Source organism: Duganella sp. CF517 (genome assembly GCF_900110275.1).
In the GTDB taxonomy this organism is placed as follows: domain Bacteria; phylum Pseudomonadota; class Gammaproteobacteria; order Burkholderiales; family Burkholderiaceae_D; genus Rugamonas.
Map to the genome: position 1 here is coordinate 655680 of NZ_FODC01000003.1, position 15968 is coordinate 671647.

At 64.3% G+C, this 15968-nt stretch carries 14 protein-coding genes; 11 read left to right on the forward strand and 3 right to left on the reverse strand.

Going from position 1 to position 15968, the window contains the following annotated elements; all coding sequences use genetic code 11:
- Nucleotides 1–3: 3 nt before the first annotated feature.
- From BMX85_RS14490 to BMX85_RS14505, 4 genes are all read left to right on the forward strand, one after another.
- Nucleotides 4–2175, forward strand: coding sequence for an ATP-dependent helicase (locus BMX85_RS14490; protein ID WP_090319147.1), 2172 nt, complete (start codon nt 4–6; stop codon nt 2173–2175).
- Nucleotides 2176–2288: 113 nt separating this feature from the next.
- On the forward strand, nt 2289–2822 hold the full coding sequence (gene pal / locus BMX85_RS14495) for a peptidoglycan-associated lipoprotein Pal (RefSeq protein WP_090319148.1): 534 nt from the start codon (nt 2289–2291) through the stop codon (nt 2820–2822).
- A 149-nt stretch (nt 2823–2971) separates the two neighbouring features.
- The gene (locus tag BMX85_RS14500) at nt 2972–4411 is read left to right on the forward strand and encodes a catalase (protein ID WP_090319152.1); all 1440 of its coding nucleotides are present in this window, start codon (nt 2972–2974) and stop codon (nt 4409–4411) included.
- Nucleotides 4412–4463: 52 nt separating this feature from the next.
- Entirely contained in the window at nt 4464–4919 is a 456-nt protein-coding gene (locus BMX85_RS14505) for a hypothetical protein (protein ID WP_229210461.1), read from the forward strand.
- Nucleotides 4920–4946: 27 nt separating this feature from the next.
- On the opposite strand, the gene BMX85_RS14510 is transcribed toward BMX85_RS14505, so the two are convergent.
- Nucleotides 4947–6395, reverse strand: a complete 1449-nt coding sequence (locus BMX85_RS14510; RefSeq protein ID WP_090319154.1) for a SulP family inorganic anion transporter — start codon at nt 6393–6395, stop codon at nt 4947–4949.
- Nucleotides 6396–6599: 204 nt separating this feature from the next.
- Here BMX85_RS14510 and BMX85_RS14515 point away from each other — a divergent pair, with 204 nt between their 5' ends.
- Nucleotides 6600–6827, forward strand: a complete 228-nt coding sequence (locus BMX85_RS14515; protein WP_090319157.1) for a hypothetical protein — start codon at nt 6600–6602, stop codon at nt 6825–6827.
- Between the two features lie 26 nt (nt 6828–6853).
- On the opposite strand, the gene BMX85_RS14520 is transcribed toward BMX85_RS14515, so the two are convergent.
- Together BMX85_RS14520 and BMX85_RS14525 are read right to left on the reverse strand one after the other, a co-directional pair.
- Nucleotides 6854–7627: a Crp/Fnr family transcriptional regulator gene (locus BMX85_RS14520; RefSeq protein WP_090319160.1), complete on the reverse strand. Its 774-nt coding sequence runs from the start codon at nt 7625–7627 to the stop codon at nt 6854–6856.
- Nucleotides 7628–7908: 281 nt separating this feature from the next.
- Nucleotides 7909–10005, reverse strand: a complete 2097-nt coding sequence (locus tag BMX85_RS14525) for a TonB-dependent receptor family protein (RefSeq protein ID WP_229210462.1) — start codon at nt 10003–10005, stop codon at nt 7909–7911.
- 150 nt (nt 10006–10155) lie between these two features.
- On the opposite strand from BMX85_RS14525, the gene hmpA reads away from it, so the two are divergent.
- The 6 genes from hmpA (at nt 10156) to BMX85_RS14555 (ending at nt 15946) form a co-directional block, all read left to right on the forward strand.
- Nucleotides 10156–11337, forward strand: a complete 1182-nt coding sequence (gene hmpA / locus BMX85_RS14530) for an NO-inducible flavohemoprotein (protein WP_090319163.1) — start codon at nt 10156–10158, stop codon at nt 11335–11337.
- Nucleotides 11338–11430: 93 nt separating this feature from the next.
- Entirely contained in the window at nt 11431–12423 is a 993-nt protein-coding gene (locus BMX85_RS14535; RefSeq protein WP_090320101.1) for an aliphatic sulfonate ABC transporter substrate-binding protein, read from the forward strand.
- A 12-nt stretch (nt 12424–12435) separates the two neighbouring features.
- The gene (locus tag BMX85_RS14540) at nt 12436–13320 is read left to right on the forward strand and encodes an ABC transporter permease (protein WP_090319166.1); all 885 of its coding nucleotides are present in this window, start codon (nt 12436–12438) and stop codon (nt 13318–13320) included.
- The gene (locus BMX85_RS14545; protein ID WP_090319169.1) at nt 13317–14057 is read left to right on the forward strand and encodes an ABC transporter ATP-binding protein; all 741 of its coding nucleotides are present in this window, start codon (nt 13317–13319) and stop codon (nt 14055–14057) included. Before BMX85_RS14540 ends, BMX85_RS14545 begins: the two co-directional genes overlap by 4 nt.
- 60 nt (nt 14058–14117) lie before the next feature.
- Entirely contained in the window at nt 14118–14549 is a 432-nt protein-coding gene (locus BMX85_RS14550; RefSeq protein WP_090319172.1) for a Fur family transcriptional regulator, read from the forward strand.
- Between the two features lie 128 nt (nt 14550–14677).
- Nucleotides 14678–15946, forward strand: coding sequence for a GTP-binding protein (locus BMX85_RS14555; RefSeq protein ID WP_090319175.1), 1269 nt, complete (start codon nt 14678–14680; stop codon nt 15944–15946).
- Nucleotides 15947–15968 lie beyond the last annotated feature (22 nt).

Genomic DNA, 15968 nt, shown 5'->3' on the forward strand with positions numbered 1-15968 from the left:
CGGATGAACGCAGCCCAACCTCCAAATCCCATCCGATTTACGCCGCAAGGCCTGATCCCGACGCCGGAACAAACGGCGATTCAGCTGTCGCAGAGCAAAGTGGTGCTGGTCGACGCCAACGCCGGCGCGGCCAAGACCACCACGCTGGCGATCCGCATCGGCGAGGCGCTGGCGCGCAAGCTCCCCCCTGAACAAATCCTCGCGCTGACCTTTACGCCGGAGGCGCGCGACGTCATGCGCCAGCGCCTGATCGATGTCGGCGTGCCGCAGGCGCTGGTGGCGCGGCTGGCCGTGATGACGTTCGAGGACTTCGCCGCCTGGCGGCTGGACGCCATCGACGGCGACAACCTGCGCCGCTGTACCGAGGCGCGCCAGCTGAAGGACTACGCGCTGGCCGCCGTCGACCGTGTCGGCGCGCGCTACGCCGGACGCCTGGAGGCGCTGGAACTGAACACCCACAGCATCGCGCTGAGCCAGTTCCTGGATGCGCAGCTGGGCCTGAAAGCGACGATGGCGCTGGCCGCCGACGTCGACTTCATGGGCCTCGAGGACATCGCCGAGCTGCTCGGCGTGCCGCTGGCCGACTACCTGACCACGGTGGAGTACGAAACCCTGCGCCTGGACGGCGGCGCCGGCGCGGTGTTCCGCGGCCCGTTCGACGCCACCTACGACCTGGCCTGCAACCTCGACGCCGGCGCGCGCCTGGCCGAACACTTTCCCGACTACCGGCTGGTGCTGTGCGACGAGCTGCACGACCTGAACGAGGCGGCCTTCCGCATCCTCGACGCCCTGATCGGCCGCCCGCAGTGCTTTTTCGTCGGCGCCGGCGACAAGGACCAGGTGATCCACGCGAAACTCGGCGCCAGCGAGGAATACCTGAACCGCCGCTTCGCCGAACGCCATCCCAAGCTGGTTCGCTACCCGCTGACCTACAGCTACCGCCACGGCCCCCACCTGGCCTACGCGATGGCCGAATTCAAACACAAGGCGGTCGAATCGAGCCTGCCGGTGCACACGCGGATCGGCCAGGCGCACTACGCCACGCCGGCCGAATGCGCGCAACAGGCGATCGCCGCGATCCGCCAGTGGAAGGCCGACGGCAACGCCTACGACGGCTGCGCAATCCTGATCCGCGACCGCCACCAGTCGATGGCGATCGAGAACGCGCTGATCGAGGCCGACATCGACTACCGCACCCCCGCCATGGCCGGCTACCTGCAGCGCGACGAGATCCTGTTCTTGCGCGGCATGCTGGCGATCGCGCTCAAGGACTTCGCCGCCGTCAAATCGGAGCAGGTGCGCAGCGCCATCGTCGACGCCATGACCGCCTTCAGCGAAATGAAGTTCTCGGCGCGGCGCATGGACAACTTCAAGGCGCAGATCATCAAGGATCCGGCGCTGCTGGGCGAATTGTTCATGATCGAGGACGACCGCCGCGACGGCGTGGAAATCGGCTACCGCGACGTCGCCAGCCAGGCCACCAAGAAGGCCGTCATCGACGCCATCGCCTGGCTGACCGCGCTCGATCCGGCCACGCCGGCGGCCGCCGTGCTGACGGAGCTGTGCGAACGCGTCAAGCTGGTGGCGACCGCCCGCCGCATCTTCGTGCGGCCATACGAAGCGGGCGTGGTCAACAAATCGGTGGCCGGCCTGCTGCAATCGGCCGCCGCCTCCGGTCAGAGCCTGCGCGAGTTCTGGACCGCGATGAACGCCCGCGAAGCGTTCATCCGCCGCAAGCGCGAACGCAAGGCGGTGCTGATCGAATGCGTGGCCAACGCCAAGGGCAAGGAATTCGAACACGTGATCCTGCCGTTTTTGCAGGCCGACGAGTTCCCGCACCCGCTGCAGCCCCGGCGCGACGAGGAAAACCTGTTTTATGTCGGCGTCACCCGCGCCCGCGCGCGCCTGACCCTGCTGTCGCCGACGGACCCGGCGCTGCGCAGCGGCTTCATCGCCAATATGCGGTTGCAGCAATCTGCCGCCGCCGCCGAGGCGGCCATCGCCCGCAACCAGGCCCAGCCGGTGGCGGCGCCCGGCCGTCACTATCTGACCGCAACCTTCCACGAAAAGGACGAAGTCAAGGCGCTGGGAGCCCAATTCGACATCGCGCGGCGCGCCTGGTACGTCGAATCCGGGCGGGATATGTCACCGTTCTCACGCTGGCTGAAAAAATAATGCATTGCGCCAATTAATAATAGAGAATTGCTTATATAATGTCGCTCGCGGCTGGCTGAACAGCCTCACTACACCAATGTGTCAATAACAAAATACAATTCGGGAGTATTTCCATGAACGTAAAAATCAACACCCTGCTGGCAGCCTGCACCGTAGCCCTGCTGAGCGCTTGCTCGACCCCAGCTCCAGCCCCTGCACCGGCGCCAGCCCCTGCGCCAGCGCCAGCGGCGGCACCAGCTCCAGCACCGGCGCCGGTCGCCGCGCCTGTGGCAGCCACCCTGCCAGCGTACCTGGACCCAAACAGCTCGATCTACAAAAACCGTAGCGTCTACTTCGACTTCGACAAGTACACCGTCAAGCCGGAATTCGACGCCGTCGTCGCCGACCACGGTAAATTCCTGGCCGCGAACCCGAACGTGTCGATCAAAGTCGAAGGCAACACCGATGACCAGGGCAGCGCCGAGTACAACCTGGCCCTGGGCCAGAAGCGCGCCCAAGCCGTCATCACCGCCCTGAAAACCCAAGGCGTGAAAGACACCCAGATGGAAGCGGTCAGCTTCGGCAAAGAGAAGCCGAAAGCATCGGGCACCGACGCCGACTCGCGCGCCCAGAACCGCCGCGCCGACCTGGCCTACCCAAGCAAGTAATTCGCTTGCGGTGTCAGTAGCGTCATGAAAAGCCCGGCTGCAAAGCCGGGCTTTTTTACTTTGGGCTCTCCCGAAAGAGAGCTGCGCGCAGGCAACGTCTTGGTTATGCTGGGAGTTTCCATTCAACGTCAAATCCCTGAAGGACTGCCATGAAAAACCTCACCACGGCCGCCGGCGCGCCGGTCGTCGACAACCAGAACACCCAGACCGCCGGCCCGCACGGCCCGGTGCTGCTGCAGGATGTCTGGCATCTTGAAAAGCTGGCGCACTTCGCGCGCGAGGTGATCCCGGAGCGTCGCATGCACGCCAAGGGTTCGGGCGCCTTCGGCACCTTCACCGTCACCCACGACATCAGCAAGTACACGCGCGCCGCGCTGTTTTCCGAGATCGGCAAGAAGACCGAGATCTTCATGCGCTTTTCCACCGTCGCCGGCGAGCGTGGCGCGGCCGACGCCGAACGCGATATCCGCGGCTTCGCCGTCAAGTTCTATACCGAACAAGGCAACTGGGACGTGGTCGGCAACAACACCCCGGTGTTCTTCTTCCGCGACCCGCTCAAGTTCCCCGACCTGAACCACGTCGTCAAGCGCGACCCCAAGACCAACCTGCGCAGCGCCGAGAACAACTGGGACTTCTGGACCTTGCTGCCGGAGGCGCTGCACCAGATCACCATCGTCATGAGCGATCGCGGCATCCCGAAAGGCTACCGCCACATGCACGGTTTCGGCAGCCACACCTTCAGCTTCATCAGCCCGACCAATGAGCGCTTCTGGGTCAAGTTCCACTTCGTCTGCCAGCAGGGCATCGCCAATTTCAGCGACGCCGAGGCGGCGGCCGTCGTCGCCAACGACCGTGAAAGCTCGCAGCGCGACCTGTTCGACGCCATCGAAAACGGCGACTTCCCGCGCTGGAAGCTGGCGGTGCAGATCATGCCGGAGAACGAGGCCTCCAAGGTGCCCTACAACCCGTTCGACCTGACCAAGATCTGGCCGCACAAGGACTACCCGCTGGTCGACGTCGGCATCCTGGAATTGAACCGCAACGCCGAAAACTACTTCGCCGACGTCGAACAGTCGGCCTTCTCGCCCGCGAACGTGGTCCCGGGCGTCAGCTTCTCGCCGGACAAGATGCTGCAATCGCGCCTGTTCTCGTATGGCGACGCGGCCCGCTACCGCCTGGGCGTGAACCACCACGCGATTCCGGTCAACGCGCCGAAATGCCCGTTCCACAGCTACCACCGCGACGGCGCCATGCGCACCGACGGCAACCACGGCGCCGGCACCTCGTATGAACCGAACAGCCGGGGCGAATGGCTGCAGCAGCCGCAGTTCGCCGAACCGCCGCTGTCGCTCGACGGCGCCGCCGCCCACTGGGACCACCGGGTCGACACCGACTACTACTCGCAGCCCGGCAATCTGTTCCGGCTGCTGACCGACGAGAAGAAGCGGCTGCTGTTCGAAAATACCGCGCGCGCGATACACGGTGTCTCGAAGCCGGTCCAGGAACGCCACATCTTCAACTGCACCCAGGCCGATCCGGCCTACGGCGCGGGCGTGGCGGCGGCTATCAACGCGCTGGAAGCGAAGTAGCAAATTAGGCAACAGCTGTGTAAAATGGCGTTTTCAGCAACTGAAGACGCCAGTGGCACGTTTCGCGATTTCCCTGTTGCCGCCACTCGCCGCACTGCTTTGCTACGCCAATGCCGGCGCCGCCCATGGCGCGCCGGCCGTCGCCTGGCTGTGGGACGAAGCCCGCCTGCCCGCGTGGTCCGCGCCGGAAGCGGCCGTCCTGCAGCGCCACATCCTGCTCTCGGGCGACTCCGCCCTCACCCGCCCGCGCCAGCGCTGGCCCGCGATGCCCGCCACGACGCGCGTGACGCCGGTGCTGCACGTCGAAGTGAGCACCATCAATCCTCCGATCGACCTCGAATCGCGCCGTCCGATGATCGTGCGCGCGATGCTCGAAGCGGCCGGCGCCAGCACCTCCGGCTGGGTGCAGCTCGATATGGAAGCCAAACCCTCGCAACGCGCCTTCCACCTGCTGCACAAACGCTACGGCAAAAAGGATTGGGCATCGAAAACGCCCTACTTCTACTAACGCCCTCCTCCGACGCCGCCCTTTTATTCAGGCGGTGACCGCGACGCCGGCGCGCTGTAGCAGCAACTCGCACCGCTGCGACAAGTGCTGGACCTCCAGCGCCTTACCGGCTTTGGCATAGCGCTCGTGCAGGGTTGCCACCGCCACCACCGCCGAATGGTCGGCAAGGCGCAGGTAGCGGCAATCGAGTACGACGCGTTGCGGATCGCCCTGCGGATCGAACAAATCGTTGAAGTGGGCGATCGAGGCGAAGAACAGCGTGCCGTGCGGCGCATAGTGTTTAACGCCGTCGGCGCCGTCGACCACGTCGGTGCGGATCTCGCGGGCGTGGCGCCAGGCGAAACCGAGGGCCGCGATGACGATCCCGCACAGCACCGCCACCGCCAGGTCGGTGGCCACGGTGATACAGGTGACGACGACGATCAGCAGCGCGTCGTGCCTGGGCACCTTGCCCAGCACGCGCAGCGAACCCCAGGCAAAGGTCTGCTGCGCCACTACGAACATCACGCCGACCAGCGCCGCCACCGGAATGCGCTCGATCAGCGGCCACAGAAACAGTATAAACAATAAAATCATGATGCCGCTGACGGCGCCGGAGACGCGCGTGCGGCCGCCCGAACTCAGGTTGATCATGGTCTGGCCGATCATCGCGCAGCCGCCCATGCCGCCGAACAGGCCCGAAGTCACGTTGGCCGCGCCGAGCGCGACGCACTCGCGGTTCGGCAAGCCGCGCGTCTCCGTGATTTCATCGGTCAGATTGAAGGTGAGCAGCGTCTCAAGCAGGCCGACCACCGCCATCAGCAGCGCGTATGGCAGCACGATCCGCACCGTCTCCATCGTCATCGGTAATTCGGGAACGTGGAACACCGGCAGGCCGCCGGCGATTTGCGCCATGTCGCCCAGCGTGCGGGCCGGCAGATGCAAACCCTCGGACAACAGGCCCACGCCCACGATCGCCACCAGTGCCGGCGGCACGGATTTGGTCAGGCGGGGAAGTAAATAGACGATCAGCATGGTCAGCGCAACCAGCGCGCACATCCAGGCCAGCGAGTCGCCCCGCAGCCACTGGCCGTCGGCGCGGAAGTGCTGCAACTGCGACCACGCGATGACGATTGCCAGGCCGTTGACGAAGCCGAGCATGACCGGATGGGGCACCATGCTGACCAGTTTGCCCATCCTGAGCACGCCGAACAGCAGCATGATCAAGCCGCTCAGCACGACGGTCGCGAGGAAATACTGCAAGCCGTGCTGGGCGACCAACGCGACGATGACCACCGCCATCGAGCCGGCGGCGCCGGAAATCATGCCTGGCCGGCCGCCGAAAATTGCTGTCAGTGTACAAATGAAGAAGGCGCCATACAGGCCGGTGAGCGGATTGAGGTGCGCAACCAGCGCAAAAGCGATGCACTCAGGAACTAGCGCGAAGGACGTGGTCAGGCCGGCTAATGCATTTTTGGAAAGATTCGATGACCACATAGGAGAAAGGAAGGGATGAAAACGCACCGGCGAGGTGCGGCAAGGCGCCTGCGGGCGACGTGAAAACGCAACAATTCGCGTATTTTACACGGCCGGGTTCGTTTTCTCATCGGTATGGGTGAACTGGCGCACATTCAAAAAGCGGCGAGCGCGGCAAAATAGCCTTGCGAACTTCTTAACCACTTTCCTGCACGACATATCGCCATGACTACTCTGACATCCGCCACACGCGCCCTGAACAGACAGAAAATCGCCGTGGAGAGAACGCTCTATGCGCGTTCGGCCGAGGAATCGCAATTGGCCGCCCGTTGGGCCAGCGCCTGGCATAAGCTGGTACAGCGCAAATTGGACAATATGTCGGCCCGTCCTGCTCTGCGGGTGGATTTCAGCGGCTTCATCGTCACGCCGCCTGCCACCCGCATTCTGCACTAATTCCCTAATTCGCTTTCGCCGCCCTCTTACGCCGCACGCTGTTCGATAGTCGCCGCTTTGTTGCGGCTGGCTTGGTAGCAGCTGCCGGCGCGACGTTCCATTCCTGCACGATCCAGCACGGTTACACAACCACGGCGATAGGTGATCAAACCTTCCTCAGCCAGCTTGCCGGCGGCACCGGTGACGCTCTCGCGGCGCACGCCCAGCATGTTGGCGATCATCTCCTGGGTTACCTTCAGTTCGCTGGTCATGGAGCGGTCCAGACGTTCCAGCAGCCAACGGCACAGTTTCTGTTCGATGCTGGTGTGGCGGCTGCCAGCCACGCTTTGCGCCAGTTGGGCGAACATTGCGCTCGTGTAACGCATCAATTGCTGGGCCAGTGGGCCACCGGCGTAGAAGGCTTCACGCAACACTTCGGTGCGCAGGCGGTAACCGTAGCCATCGGCCTCGACGACCGCCGAGTAGCTGGCGCGCTCGGTTGGATACAGGGCCACGCCCACCACGCCTTCGCGGCCGACGACGGCGATCTCGGTGGTCGCGCCATCTTCCATCACATACTGCAGCGACACGATCGCATTGGTCGGGAAGTAAGTGTATTCGACCTTGTCGCCGTAGTCGAACAGATGCTTACCCGCCGGCAACGCCACCAACTCCAGATCGCTGAACAAAGCCAGCAGATCGTCACGCGACAAGGCGCGCAGCAAGTCGTTCTGTTGCGCGCCAATCAAGCTGATAGGTTGCGCGGCAACGCCGACATTGATCGAGCGGCTCGAGGAGGTGGTGGTATTGAAAGCGTTCATGGTGTATGCCCCTGGAAATCGTGTTGATCCTTCGAATAATGTCGTGTGGATCGCGGTGGCCTATCTATGTGCTGCACCGTTGATGACACTATATCTAGCGGGCTAACTCTGCGGTATAGGACCACCCTGTAGTCATATGTAGGCTGTGAACATTGCAAAATGTCATCTTTGTCCTACGCAAAGCGGTTCAACGCACATCCGGGGCAAAAAAAAGGATGTGCGCTTGCCGTACTTGCTTTATGCAGAGGCTGATTAACGACCCAGGCGCCCCCGGGATTGCCTTAATACGTTGCGCGCAGCTGCAGGTAGGCGGTGCGCGGCGCACCGACCATGCGGCCGGCGTTGCCGTCGACGTTGCGCGTGTAGTAGCGCTTGTCCGACAGGTTGTTGATGCCGGCCATCACTTCGTAGCCCGGCTTGCCGGGCAGTTTCCAGCCCAGCTGCGCGTTCCACAGGCGGAAGCCGGGGATTTGTCCCACACCGCCGCTGGCGGACTCCGCCACGGTGTTGGCGGCGTCCGAGTATTGCTTGCCTTGGTGCGTGCTCGACAAATTGGCGGTGAAGGCGCCGACGCGGTAGCGCGCACCCACCGTGTCCGTGTTGCGCGAGTAGAACGGCACGTCCATGCCCGACGTCACGCCCGATTCCTGGATCGCCTTGGTGTACGTGTAGTTGGCGTAGATGTTCAGCCCGGCCAGCGCGCTGTCGTCGCCGAAGGTGTAGTCGGCCGCCGTCTCGATGCCCTCGTGGTCGGTCGCGCCGATGTTCTGAAACGTCGCAGGCGTGATGCCTGGCACCTGGATGATCTGGTTGTCGAACTTGAGCTTGAACGCGGTCAGCTCGGCGCTGGCGGCGCCGGTTTTCCAGCGCGCGCCGACTTCGGCCGTCTTCGCCAGCTCGGGCTTGAGCGGATTGGACGGCGTTTGCGAATTCAACTGCGTGTTCTGCACCGGTCCGAACGAGGTCGTGTAGTTGGCGAACACCGTCAGCGCCTTGTTGACCAGATAGGCGACGTTGAGCGACGGCAGCGCCTTGTTGTTGTTCGATTCGAAGGTGTTGCGGCCGGCGACGTCGTCGCGCTCGGAGCGGATGCGCTCGTAACGCACGCCCGGCGTGATGCGCCAGGCCCCCAGCGCGATGCGGTCGTCTATATAAACGGCGTGCGCGTCGGTGCTGTTGACGAAGGTGGCGGTGGCGCCGTTGACGCCGGTGGCGACGTTTTGCACGTAGTTGTTGTCGTCGCCGCGCTCGCGCAGGAAACGGTAGCCGACCGTGACGTCATGCGTCATGCCGGACGCGGCGAAGCGTTGCGTGTAGCGCGGCTCGATGCCCAGCACCTGGTAATTGCGCGGCTGGTAGGTCAGCTGCGTGCGGGCGGCGTTGATCAGGGCGCTCTGGCGGAAGCTCTCGTTGTAGTACGCCTTGACCTCGACTTCCCGCGTGGCCGACAAGGTGTTCAGGTAGCCGACGTCGGCGCCCTTGCGGTCGCCGCTCCAGAAGTCCGTCGGCCGCGTGTTCTGGAACGGGTTGGCCTTGTACTGCGCCACCGTCAGGCCGCCCGGCGTGCGCGAGTTGACGTCGAAGTAGGTCAGCTTGCCGTAAACCTCGCTTTGCGGATCGATCTTGTAGCGGAACTTGAGCGCGACGTCGTTGACCTTTTCGTCGCTGCCCTCGCGCCAGCCCGAACCGTCCATGCCCGAATACATCAGTGCGATGCCAAGGCCGTTGTCGAGCGTGCTGCCGACGAAGGCGCTGTACTGGCGGTTGTGGCCGGTTTCGCTGAAGTCGTTGTAGCGCACCGAGACGTCGCCGCTGATGCCGGGCCCTTCGGGAATGGCGCGGCTGCGGAAGTTGATGATGCCGCCGACGTTCTGCGGGCCGTAGCGCACCGCCCCGCCGCCGCGCACGACGTCGATCGATTCGATGTTGTTCAGGCTCACCGGCGCGAACGACAGCTGCGGCTGGCCATACGGCGCCACCGCCAGCGGGATGCCGTCAAGCAGGATGGTCGAGCGCGGCGAATAGCGGCCGGTCAGCCCGCGCACGCCGATGTTGAGCGAAATGGCGCTGCCGGCCGTGCCGGAGTTGTCGGTCGCCTGCACGCCTGGAATGCGGCGCAGCACGTCGCCGATGTCCAGCGCGCCGGAATTGTCGATCTCCTCCTTGCCGACGACGGTGCGCGCGCCCGGGAAATTCTTCACGCTGTTCTGCAAGCCCGAGCCTAGCCAGCTGCCCGTGACCTGGATCGATTCGATCGGCGCGGCGCTCGCTCCCTCCTGGGCGCGCACCGACGGCGCCAGCAACAGGGTGACGGCGGCGGCCATCGCGGTCAGGGGGAAATGCGCGCGGCGCGGCGCGGACAAGGCGAAATCGGACATGGATGTGATCTGGTTGGCATGAAAGGGCGAGATGATAACACTTCTCATTCTCATCGGTCATCGACCGCTTGGACAAAATGACTCAACCGTCTTAAAGATGTATACGTTATACTTCTTTACATCACCACTTCCCAACGACGAGAGACCATCATGCTGAGCGTAGAACAAAAAGCCATCATCACCGCGACCGTACCCATCCTGGAACAAGGCGGCGAGACGCTGACGCGCCACTTCTATCTGACCCTGTTCCGCGACTTCCCGCATGTGAAGCCGTTTTTCAACCAGGCCAACCAGCAGGACGGCAACCAGCAGCGCGCGCTGGCCAACGCGGTGCTGATGTACGCGAAGAATATCGATCGTCTGGAACAACTCGGACCGCTGGTGTCGACCATCGTCAACAAGCACGTTTCGCTGCAGATCCAGCGCGAGCACTATCCGCTGGTGGGCGCTTCGCTGCTGAAGGCGATCCGCGAAGTGCTCGGCGCCGACACCGCGACCGACGCCGTGATCGACGCCTGGGCTGCGGCCTACGGCCAACTGGCCGACATCCTGGCCGGCGCCGAACAAACCGTCTACGATGAAAACGCCCGCGCGCCCGGTGGCTGGAGCGGCGCCCGCGAATTCAAAGTCGCCTCCCGGAAGGCGGAGAGCGACGAAATCACCTCCTTCGTGCTGGAACCGGCCGACGGCCGCGCCGTTTTCGCCCACAAGCCGGGCCAGTACATCGGCGTGTGCGTCAGGATCGGCGGCGAGGAGGCGCGCCGCCAATACTCGCTGTCGGCGGCCGCCAATGGCGCCAGCTACCGCATCAGCGTCAAGCGCGAACCGGGCGGCGCCGTGTCGAACTTCCTGCACGATCACGTCAATGTCGGCGACAGCATCCAGCTGTTCCCACCGTCGGGCGAATTCGTGCTGAAGGACGGCGACAAACCGCTGGTGCTGATCAGCGGCGGCGTCGGCATCACGCCAACGCTGGCGATGCTGACGACCGCCCTGTCGACCGGCCGCGCCATCCATTTCATCCACGCGGCGCGCCACGCCGGCGTGCACGCCTTCCGCGACCAGATCGACGCGCTGGCAAACGAATATCCGCAGCTGCGGCGCTTCTACTGCTACGAAACCGCCGGCGAGTCCGGCCCGCAGCCGCACGCCACCGGCTATCTGGATCGGCAGCGCCTCGGCGAATGGCTGCCGGCCACGCGCGATGTCGATGCCTACTTCCTCGGACCGACGCCGTTCATGAAGGCCGTCAAATCGCATCTGCTGGAACTGGGCGTGCCGCCGGCGCAAACGCACTACGAGTTCTTCGGCCCGGCCGAAGCGCTGGCCTGATGCGTTTTCCGGATATGTAAAGCCGGATATCTTCGTGTACGACGGAAGGCGCCGATGCAATACTGCTTGCATCTCGCCTATCCGAAGGAAACCATGAAGCGCAGGACTGTATTGAAGCTGGCGGCCAACGGCGCCGCCCTCGCCACCCTCGGCGGCATCCCGCCGCGGGTGTTCGGCGCCGCGCCGCTCAAGGAGCTGCGCCTGGATTACGCCTACTATTCGCCGGCCAGCCTGGTGCTGCGCCGCTTCGGCTGGCTCGAAGATGAATTCAAGGCCGACGGCACCAGCGTGCGCTGGGTGCTCAGCGCCGGCAGCAACCGCGCGCTCGAATACCTGAACGGCAACAGCATCGATATCGGCTCCAGCGCCGGGCTGGCCGCGTTGCTGGCCAAGGCCAACGGCAATCCCATCAAAACCCCCTATATCTTCTCCCGTCCCGAGTGGACGGCGCTGGTGGTTCGCAACGATTCGACCATCCGCACGTTGGCGGATTTGAAGGGTAAAAAAGTCGCCGCCACCAAAGGCACCGACCCCTATCTGTTCCTGCTGCGATCCTTGCAGACGGTCGGACTTAGACGCAGCGACATCGAACACGTCGGCCTGCAGCACGCGGACGGCCGCGCGGCACTCGAGCAAGGCAAGGTCGATGCGTGGGCGGGCCTGGACCCGCACATGGCGGCCAGCGAACTGGAAAGCGGTTCGCGTCTGATCTACCGCAACGTCGCCTTCAACACCTACGGCTTCCTCAACGTGCGCGAGGACTTCCTGGCCGCGCATCCGGCGGAGTTGGGCCGCGTGATCAAGGCCTACGAGAAAGCGCGCGCGTGGATACGCGCCAATCCGTCGGAAGCGGCCAAGATACTGTCGGAGGAAGCCAAGGTGTCGCTGCCGGTGGCGCTGTTGCAGATCAAGCTGCGCACGGACTTCACCAATCCCCAGCCGGGCAGCGAGCACGTGAAAGCCTTGCAGGTCGCCGCGCCCATCCTGCGCGACGAAGCACTGGTCAAGGGTGGCACGGATTTGAACCGCACCATCCTCGATCTGGTCGACACGCGCTTCGCCCAGCCGTTCATCGTCCGCGCCTAGGAACGGCCTGCTATGAGCAGTCAACTGGCGGCGCGTGCGCAATCCGATTTCGACGACCGTGAAGCGGCGAACGCGCTATCACCGCCGGCGGCGCGGTCCCCGCGCAGGCCCCGCGAGCGGCGCCCGCGTCACATTTCTCGTACTCTGCTTGGGCTGCTATTGCCATCGACGGTGCTGATCGGCGCGGAAGTGGGCGCGCGTGCCGGCTGGATTCCATCCAACCTGCTGCCCGCCCCGACGCAAATACTCGAAACCCTGGCCGATCTCGGCGCCCGCGGCCTGCTCGGCCACATCGGCGCCAGCACCTTGCGCGTGGCGGCCGGCTTCGGCGCCGGCGCCGCGTTGGCGGTGTTCCTAGGCGCCGCCGTCGGTCTGAATCGGCGCGCCGAAGCGATCCTCGATCCGACCTTCCAGGCGCTGCGCGCGATTCCGTCGCTGGCCTGGGTGCCGCTGCTGCTCCTCTGGCTGGGCATCGACGAGGCGCCCAAGGTGGTGCTGATCGCCATCGGCGCTTTTTTCCCGGTCTACATGGGCGTGTCGTCCGGCATACGCGGCGTGGACCGCAAGCTGATCGAAGTGGCGCGCCTGTACCGCCTGGGCGGCGTGGCGCTGACCCGCCGCGTGCTGCTGCCGGCCGCCATGCCGTCCATCCTCACGGGCCTGCGCAACGGATTGAGCCTGGCGTGGATGTTCATGGTGGCGGCGGAACTGATCGCCGCCAGCCAGGGCCTGGGCTACCTGCTGTCGGACGGGCGCGAAACCAGCCGCGCGGACATCGTGCTGGCCGCGATCGTGCTGCTGGCGATACTGGGCAAAGCCAGCGACAGCCTGATGGCGGCCATCGAACGGCGCGGCCTGGCCTGGCGCGACAGCTTTTCCAGCACGGGCGGCGCATGAAGAGCGTCAGCCATGCATTGGACATCCATATCGCCGAGAAGCGCTACGGCGCCCGCACGGCGCTGCGCGATGTCGGCATCCGCTTGCGCCAGGGTGAAGTCGTCAGCCTGATCGGCGCCAGCGGTTGCGGCAAAAGCAGTTTGCTGTCGATCGCCTCCGGTCTGGATCGGGAGTTTGAAGGCGGGATCAAGCTGCACGGCCAGCCGCTCGACGGCGTGCACCGCAACATCGGCTTCATTTTCCAGGAACCGCGCCTGTTTCCCTGGCTGACGGTGGCGCAAAACGTCGCTTTCGACAGCGACAACGACGCCGCCGCCCAAAAGCTGTCCGCGCGCCTGTTGGCGGAGGTCGGCCTGCAAGAGCAAGCGCAGTCGCTTCCCAAGCAGCTCTCCGGGGGCCAGGCGCAACGCGCCGCGATCGCGCGCGGGCTGTTCAGCCATCCGCGGGTGCTGCTGCTCGACGAGCCGTTTTCCGCCGTCGACGCCTTCACCCGGATGAAATTGCAGGATCTGCTGCTCAAGGTGGCCCGCCAGCGCGAACTGACCGTGCTGCTGGTGACGCATGATATCGACGAGGCGCTGTATCTGAGCGACCGGATTATGCTGCTGGACGGAGTGGGATCGCCGGCCGTGACGGAGTTTCAGCCGCCACCGCGGCCGCGCGGGCGCGGCGATGTCGCGCTGGCCGCGTTGAAGTCCTCGATTATCGACCGATTGCACGCGGTACACGCCATCTGATCAAAAAGTCTACTTTCGCAGGAAGTGCGACGCGCTGTCGGAACTGGTAAAATCCCGTTCATGATGCAAACCTCCACCACAGACCAGGCAGAAACGCTGATACGCGCCACCGGCGCCCGCGTCACGCGCCAGCGTGTGACGGTGCTCGATTTCTTGCTGGGCCAGGGCAAGTCGCTGACCCACCATGAAATCCAGAACCACCTGTCGGACGAGGCGCTCGATTCCGTCACGCTGTACCGCGTGCTCGAATGGCTGACCGAAAATGAACTGGTGCACCGCATCGCAGGCGCCGACCAGGTCTGGCGCTTCAGCGCCGGCGCCGGCCATCATTCGCACGAACACGCTCATTTCCAGTGCACCAAATGCGAAGAGGTGACCTGCTTCACCGAGGTCGCCCTGCCCCGCAAAATCAAGCTGCCCGAGGGTTTCCAAAGCCAGGAAATCGACTTCCTCATCAAGGGCACCTGCCCGCACTGCGCTCCGAAAAAATAAACGAGCGATTCACACGGCGACAAAATAGTTAACGCAACCCAGTTGCATTAACGACTGATTGGATTTATTATGCAACTCATTTGCATTAATAATCTTGCGCACCCGCGCCCTTTTCAGTGAGCTGTCCCATGTCTATTCCTTCCCCCGCCGCCCATCCCGACTACCGGCTTCCCGTCACCGTGCTGTCCGGCTTCCTCGGCGCCGGTAAAACCACCCTGCTCAATCATGTGCTGGCAAACCGCGAAGGACTGCGCGTGGCCGTGATCGTCAACGACATGAGCGAGGTCAATATCGATGCGTCGCTGCTGCGCAAGGGCGCGCAAAACGCCGGCGCCGCGCTGTCCCGCACCGAGGAGAAAATGGTCGAGATGAGCAACGGCTGCATCTGCTGCACCTTGCGCGAGGACCTGCTGCTGGAGGTGCGCAAGCTGGCCGCCGAAAACCGCTTCGACTATCTGCTGATCGAGTCGACCGGCGTCGGAGAACCGATGCCGGTGGCGGCCACCTTCGATTTCGAGGATGAAAACGGCGACTCGCTCAACCACATCTCCCGCATCGATACGATGGTCACGGTGGTCGACGCGCTCAACCTGCTGAACGATTACCACGGCACCGATTTCCTGGCCCAGCGCGGCGAAACCGCCGGCGAAGGCGACGACCGCACCCTGGCGGCGCTGCTGTCGGAACAAATCGAATTCGCCAACGTCATCGTCGTCAGCAAAACGGACCTGGTCAGTCCCGCGCACCTGGCGGAAGTGCGCGCCGTCATCAAGGCGCTCAATCCAACGGCCACCATCGTCCATGCCGAAAAAGGCGCCGTGCCGCTGCATACGATACTGGGCACCGGCAGATTCGATCTGGAACAGGCCAGCCAGATGGCCGGCTGGGCGCGCGAACTGGCCGGCGAACACACGCCGGAGACCGAGGAATACGGCATCGACAGCTTTGTGCTGCGCCAGCGTAGACCACTACATGCGGACCGGTTCAACACCTTCCTCGACGAGACGCTGCCCGGCCTGATCCGCGCCAAAGGCTACATCTGGCTCGCCAGCCGGCCCGATTGGGCGGTCGCGTATTCGCGCGCCGGCCGCATCGCCGCCGTGGAACCGGTCGGCCAGTGGTGGGCCGCCAGCGACAAGGCGCAATGGCCGTCGCCCGGCGATCCCGACCGGCAGGCGATCGAGGCGATCTGGGAGGAGCCGTATGGCGACCGTCTCAACGAACTGGTATTCATCGGCCGCGGCATGAGCCGCGCGGCGATCGAAGCCGCCTTCAACGCCTGCGTGCTGACCGACCTCGAATTTGCCGCCGGCATGCAGACGTGGCGCGGCTACAGCGATCCCTTCCCGGACTGGAGCCGCCAAGACGAAGCGGTAGCAGAACCCGCGCACGCCTGATTCCTTTTTACTATTCCCGACA

What these genes read in the sequence shown, in the direction of transcription:
- BMX85_RS14520 (WP_090319160.1), bottom strand. Translation starts at nt 7,627, where the DNA reads ATGAACGCTTTCAATACCACCACCTCCTCGAGCCGCTCGATCAATGTC.
- BMX85_RS14515 (WP_090319157.1), top strand. Translation starts at nt 6,600, where the DNA reads ATGACTACTCTGACATCCGCCACACGCGCCCTGAACAGACAGAAAATC.
- BMX85_RS14525 (WP_229210462.1), bottom strand. Translation starts at nt 10,005, where the DNA reads ATGTCCGATTTCGCCTTGTCCGCGCCGCGCCGCGCGCATTTCCCCCTG.
- BMX85_RS14510 (WP_090319154.1), bottom strand. Translation starts at nt 6,395, where the DNA reads ATGTGGTCATCGAATCTTTCCAAAAATGCATTAGCCGGCCTGACCACG.
- pal (WP_090319148.1), top strand. Translation starts at nt 2,289, where the DNA reads ATGAACGTAAAAATCAACACCCTGCTGGCAGCCTGCACCGTAGCCCTG.
- BMX85_RS14500 (WP_090319152.1), top strand. Translation starts at nt 2,972, where the DNA reads ATGAAAAACCTCACCACGGCCGCCGGCGCGCCGGTCGTCGACAACCAG.
- BMX85_RS14540 (WP_090319166.1), top strand. Translation starts at nt 12,436, where the DNA reads ATGAGCAGTCAACTGGCGGCGCGTGCGCAATCCGATTTCGACGACCGT.
- BMX85_RS14555 (WP_090319175.1), top strand. Translation starts at nt 14,678, where the DNA reads ATGTCTATTCCTTCCCCCGCCGCCCATCCCGACTACCGGCTTCCCGTC.
- hmpA (WP_090319163.1), top strand. Translation starts at nt 10,156, where the DNA reads ATGCTGAGCGTAGAACAAAAAGCCATCATCACCGCGACCGTACCCATC.
- BMX85_RS14550 (WP_090319172.1), top strand. Translation starts at nt 14,118, where the DNA reads ATGATGCAAACCTCCACCACAGACCAGGCAGAAACGCTGATACGCGCC.
- BMX85_RS14535 (WP_090320101.1), top strand. Translation starts at nt 11,431, where the DNA reads ATGAAGCGCAGGACTGTATTGAAGCTGGCGGCCAACGGCGCCGCCCTC.
- BMX85_RS14490 (WP_090319147.1), top strand. Translation starts at nt 4, where the DNA reads ATGAACGCAGCCCAACCTCCAAATCCCATCCGATTTACGCCGCAAGGC.
- BMX85_RS14545 (WP_090319169.1), top strand. Translation starts at nt 13,317, where the DNA reads ATGAAGAGCGTCAGCCATGCATTGGACATCCATATCGCCGAGAAGCGC.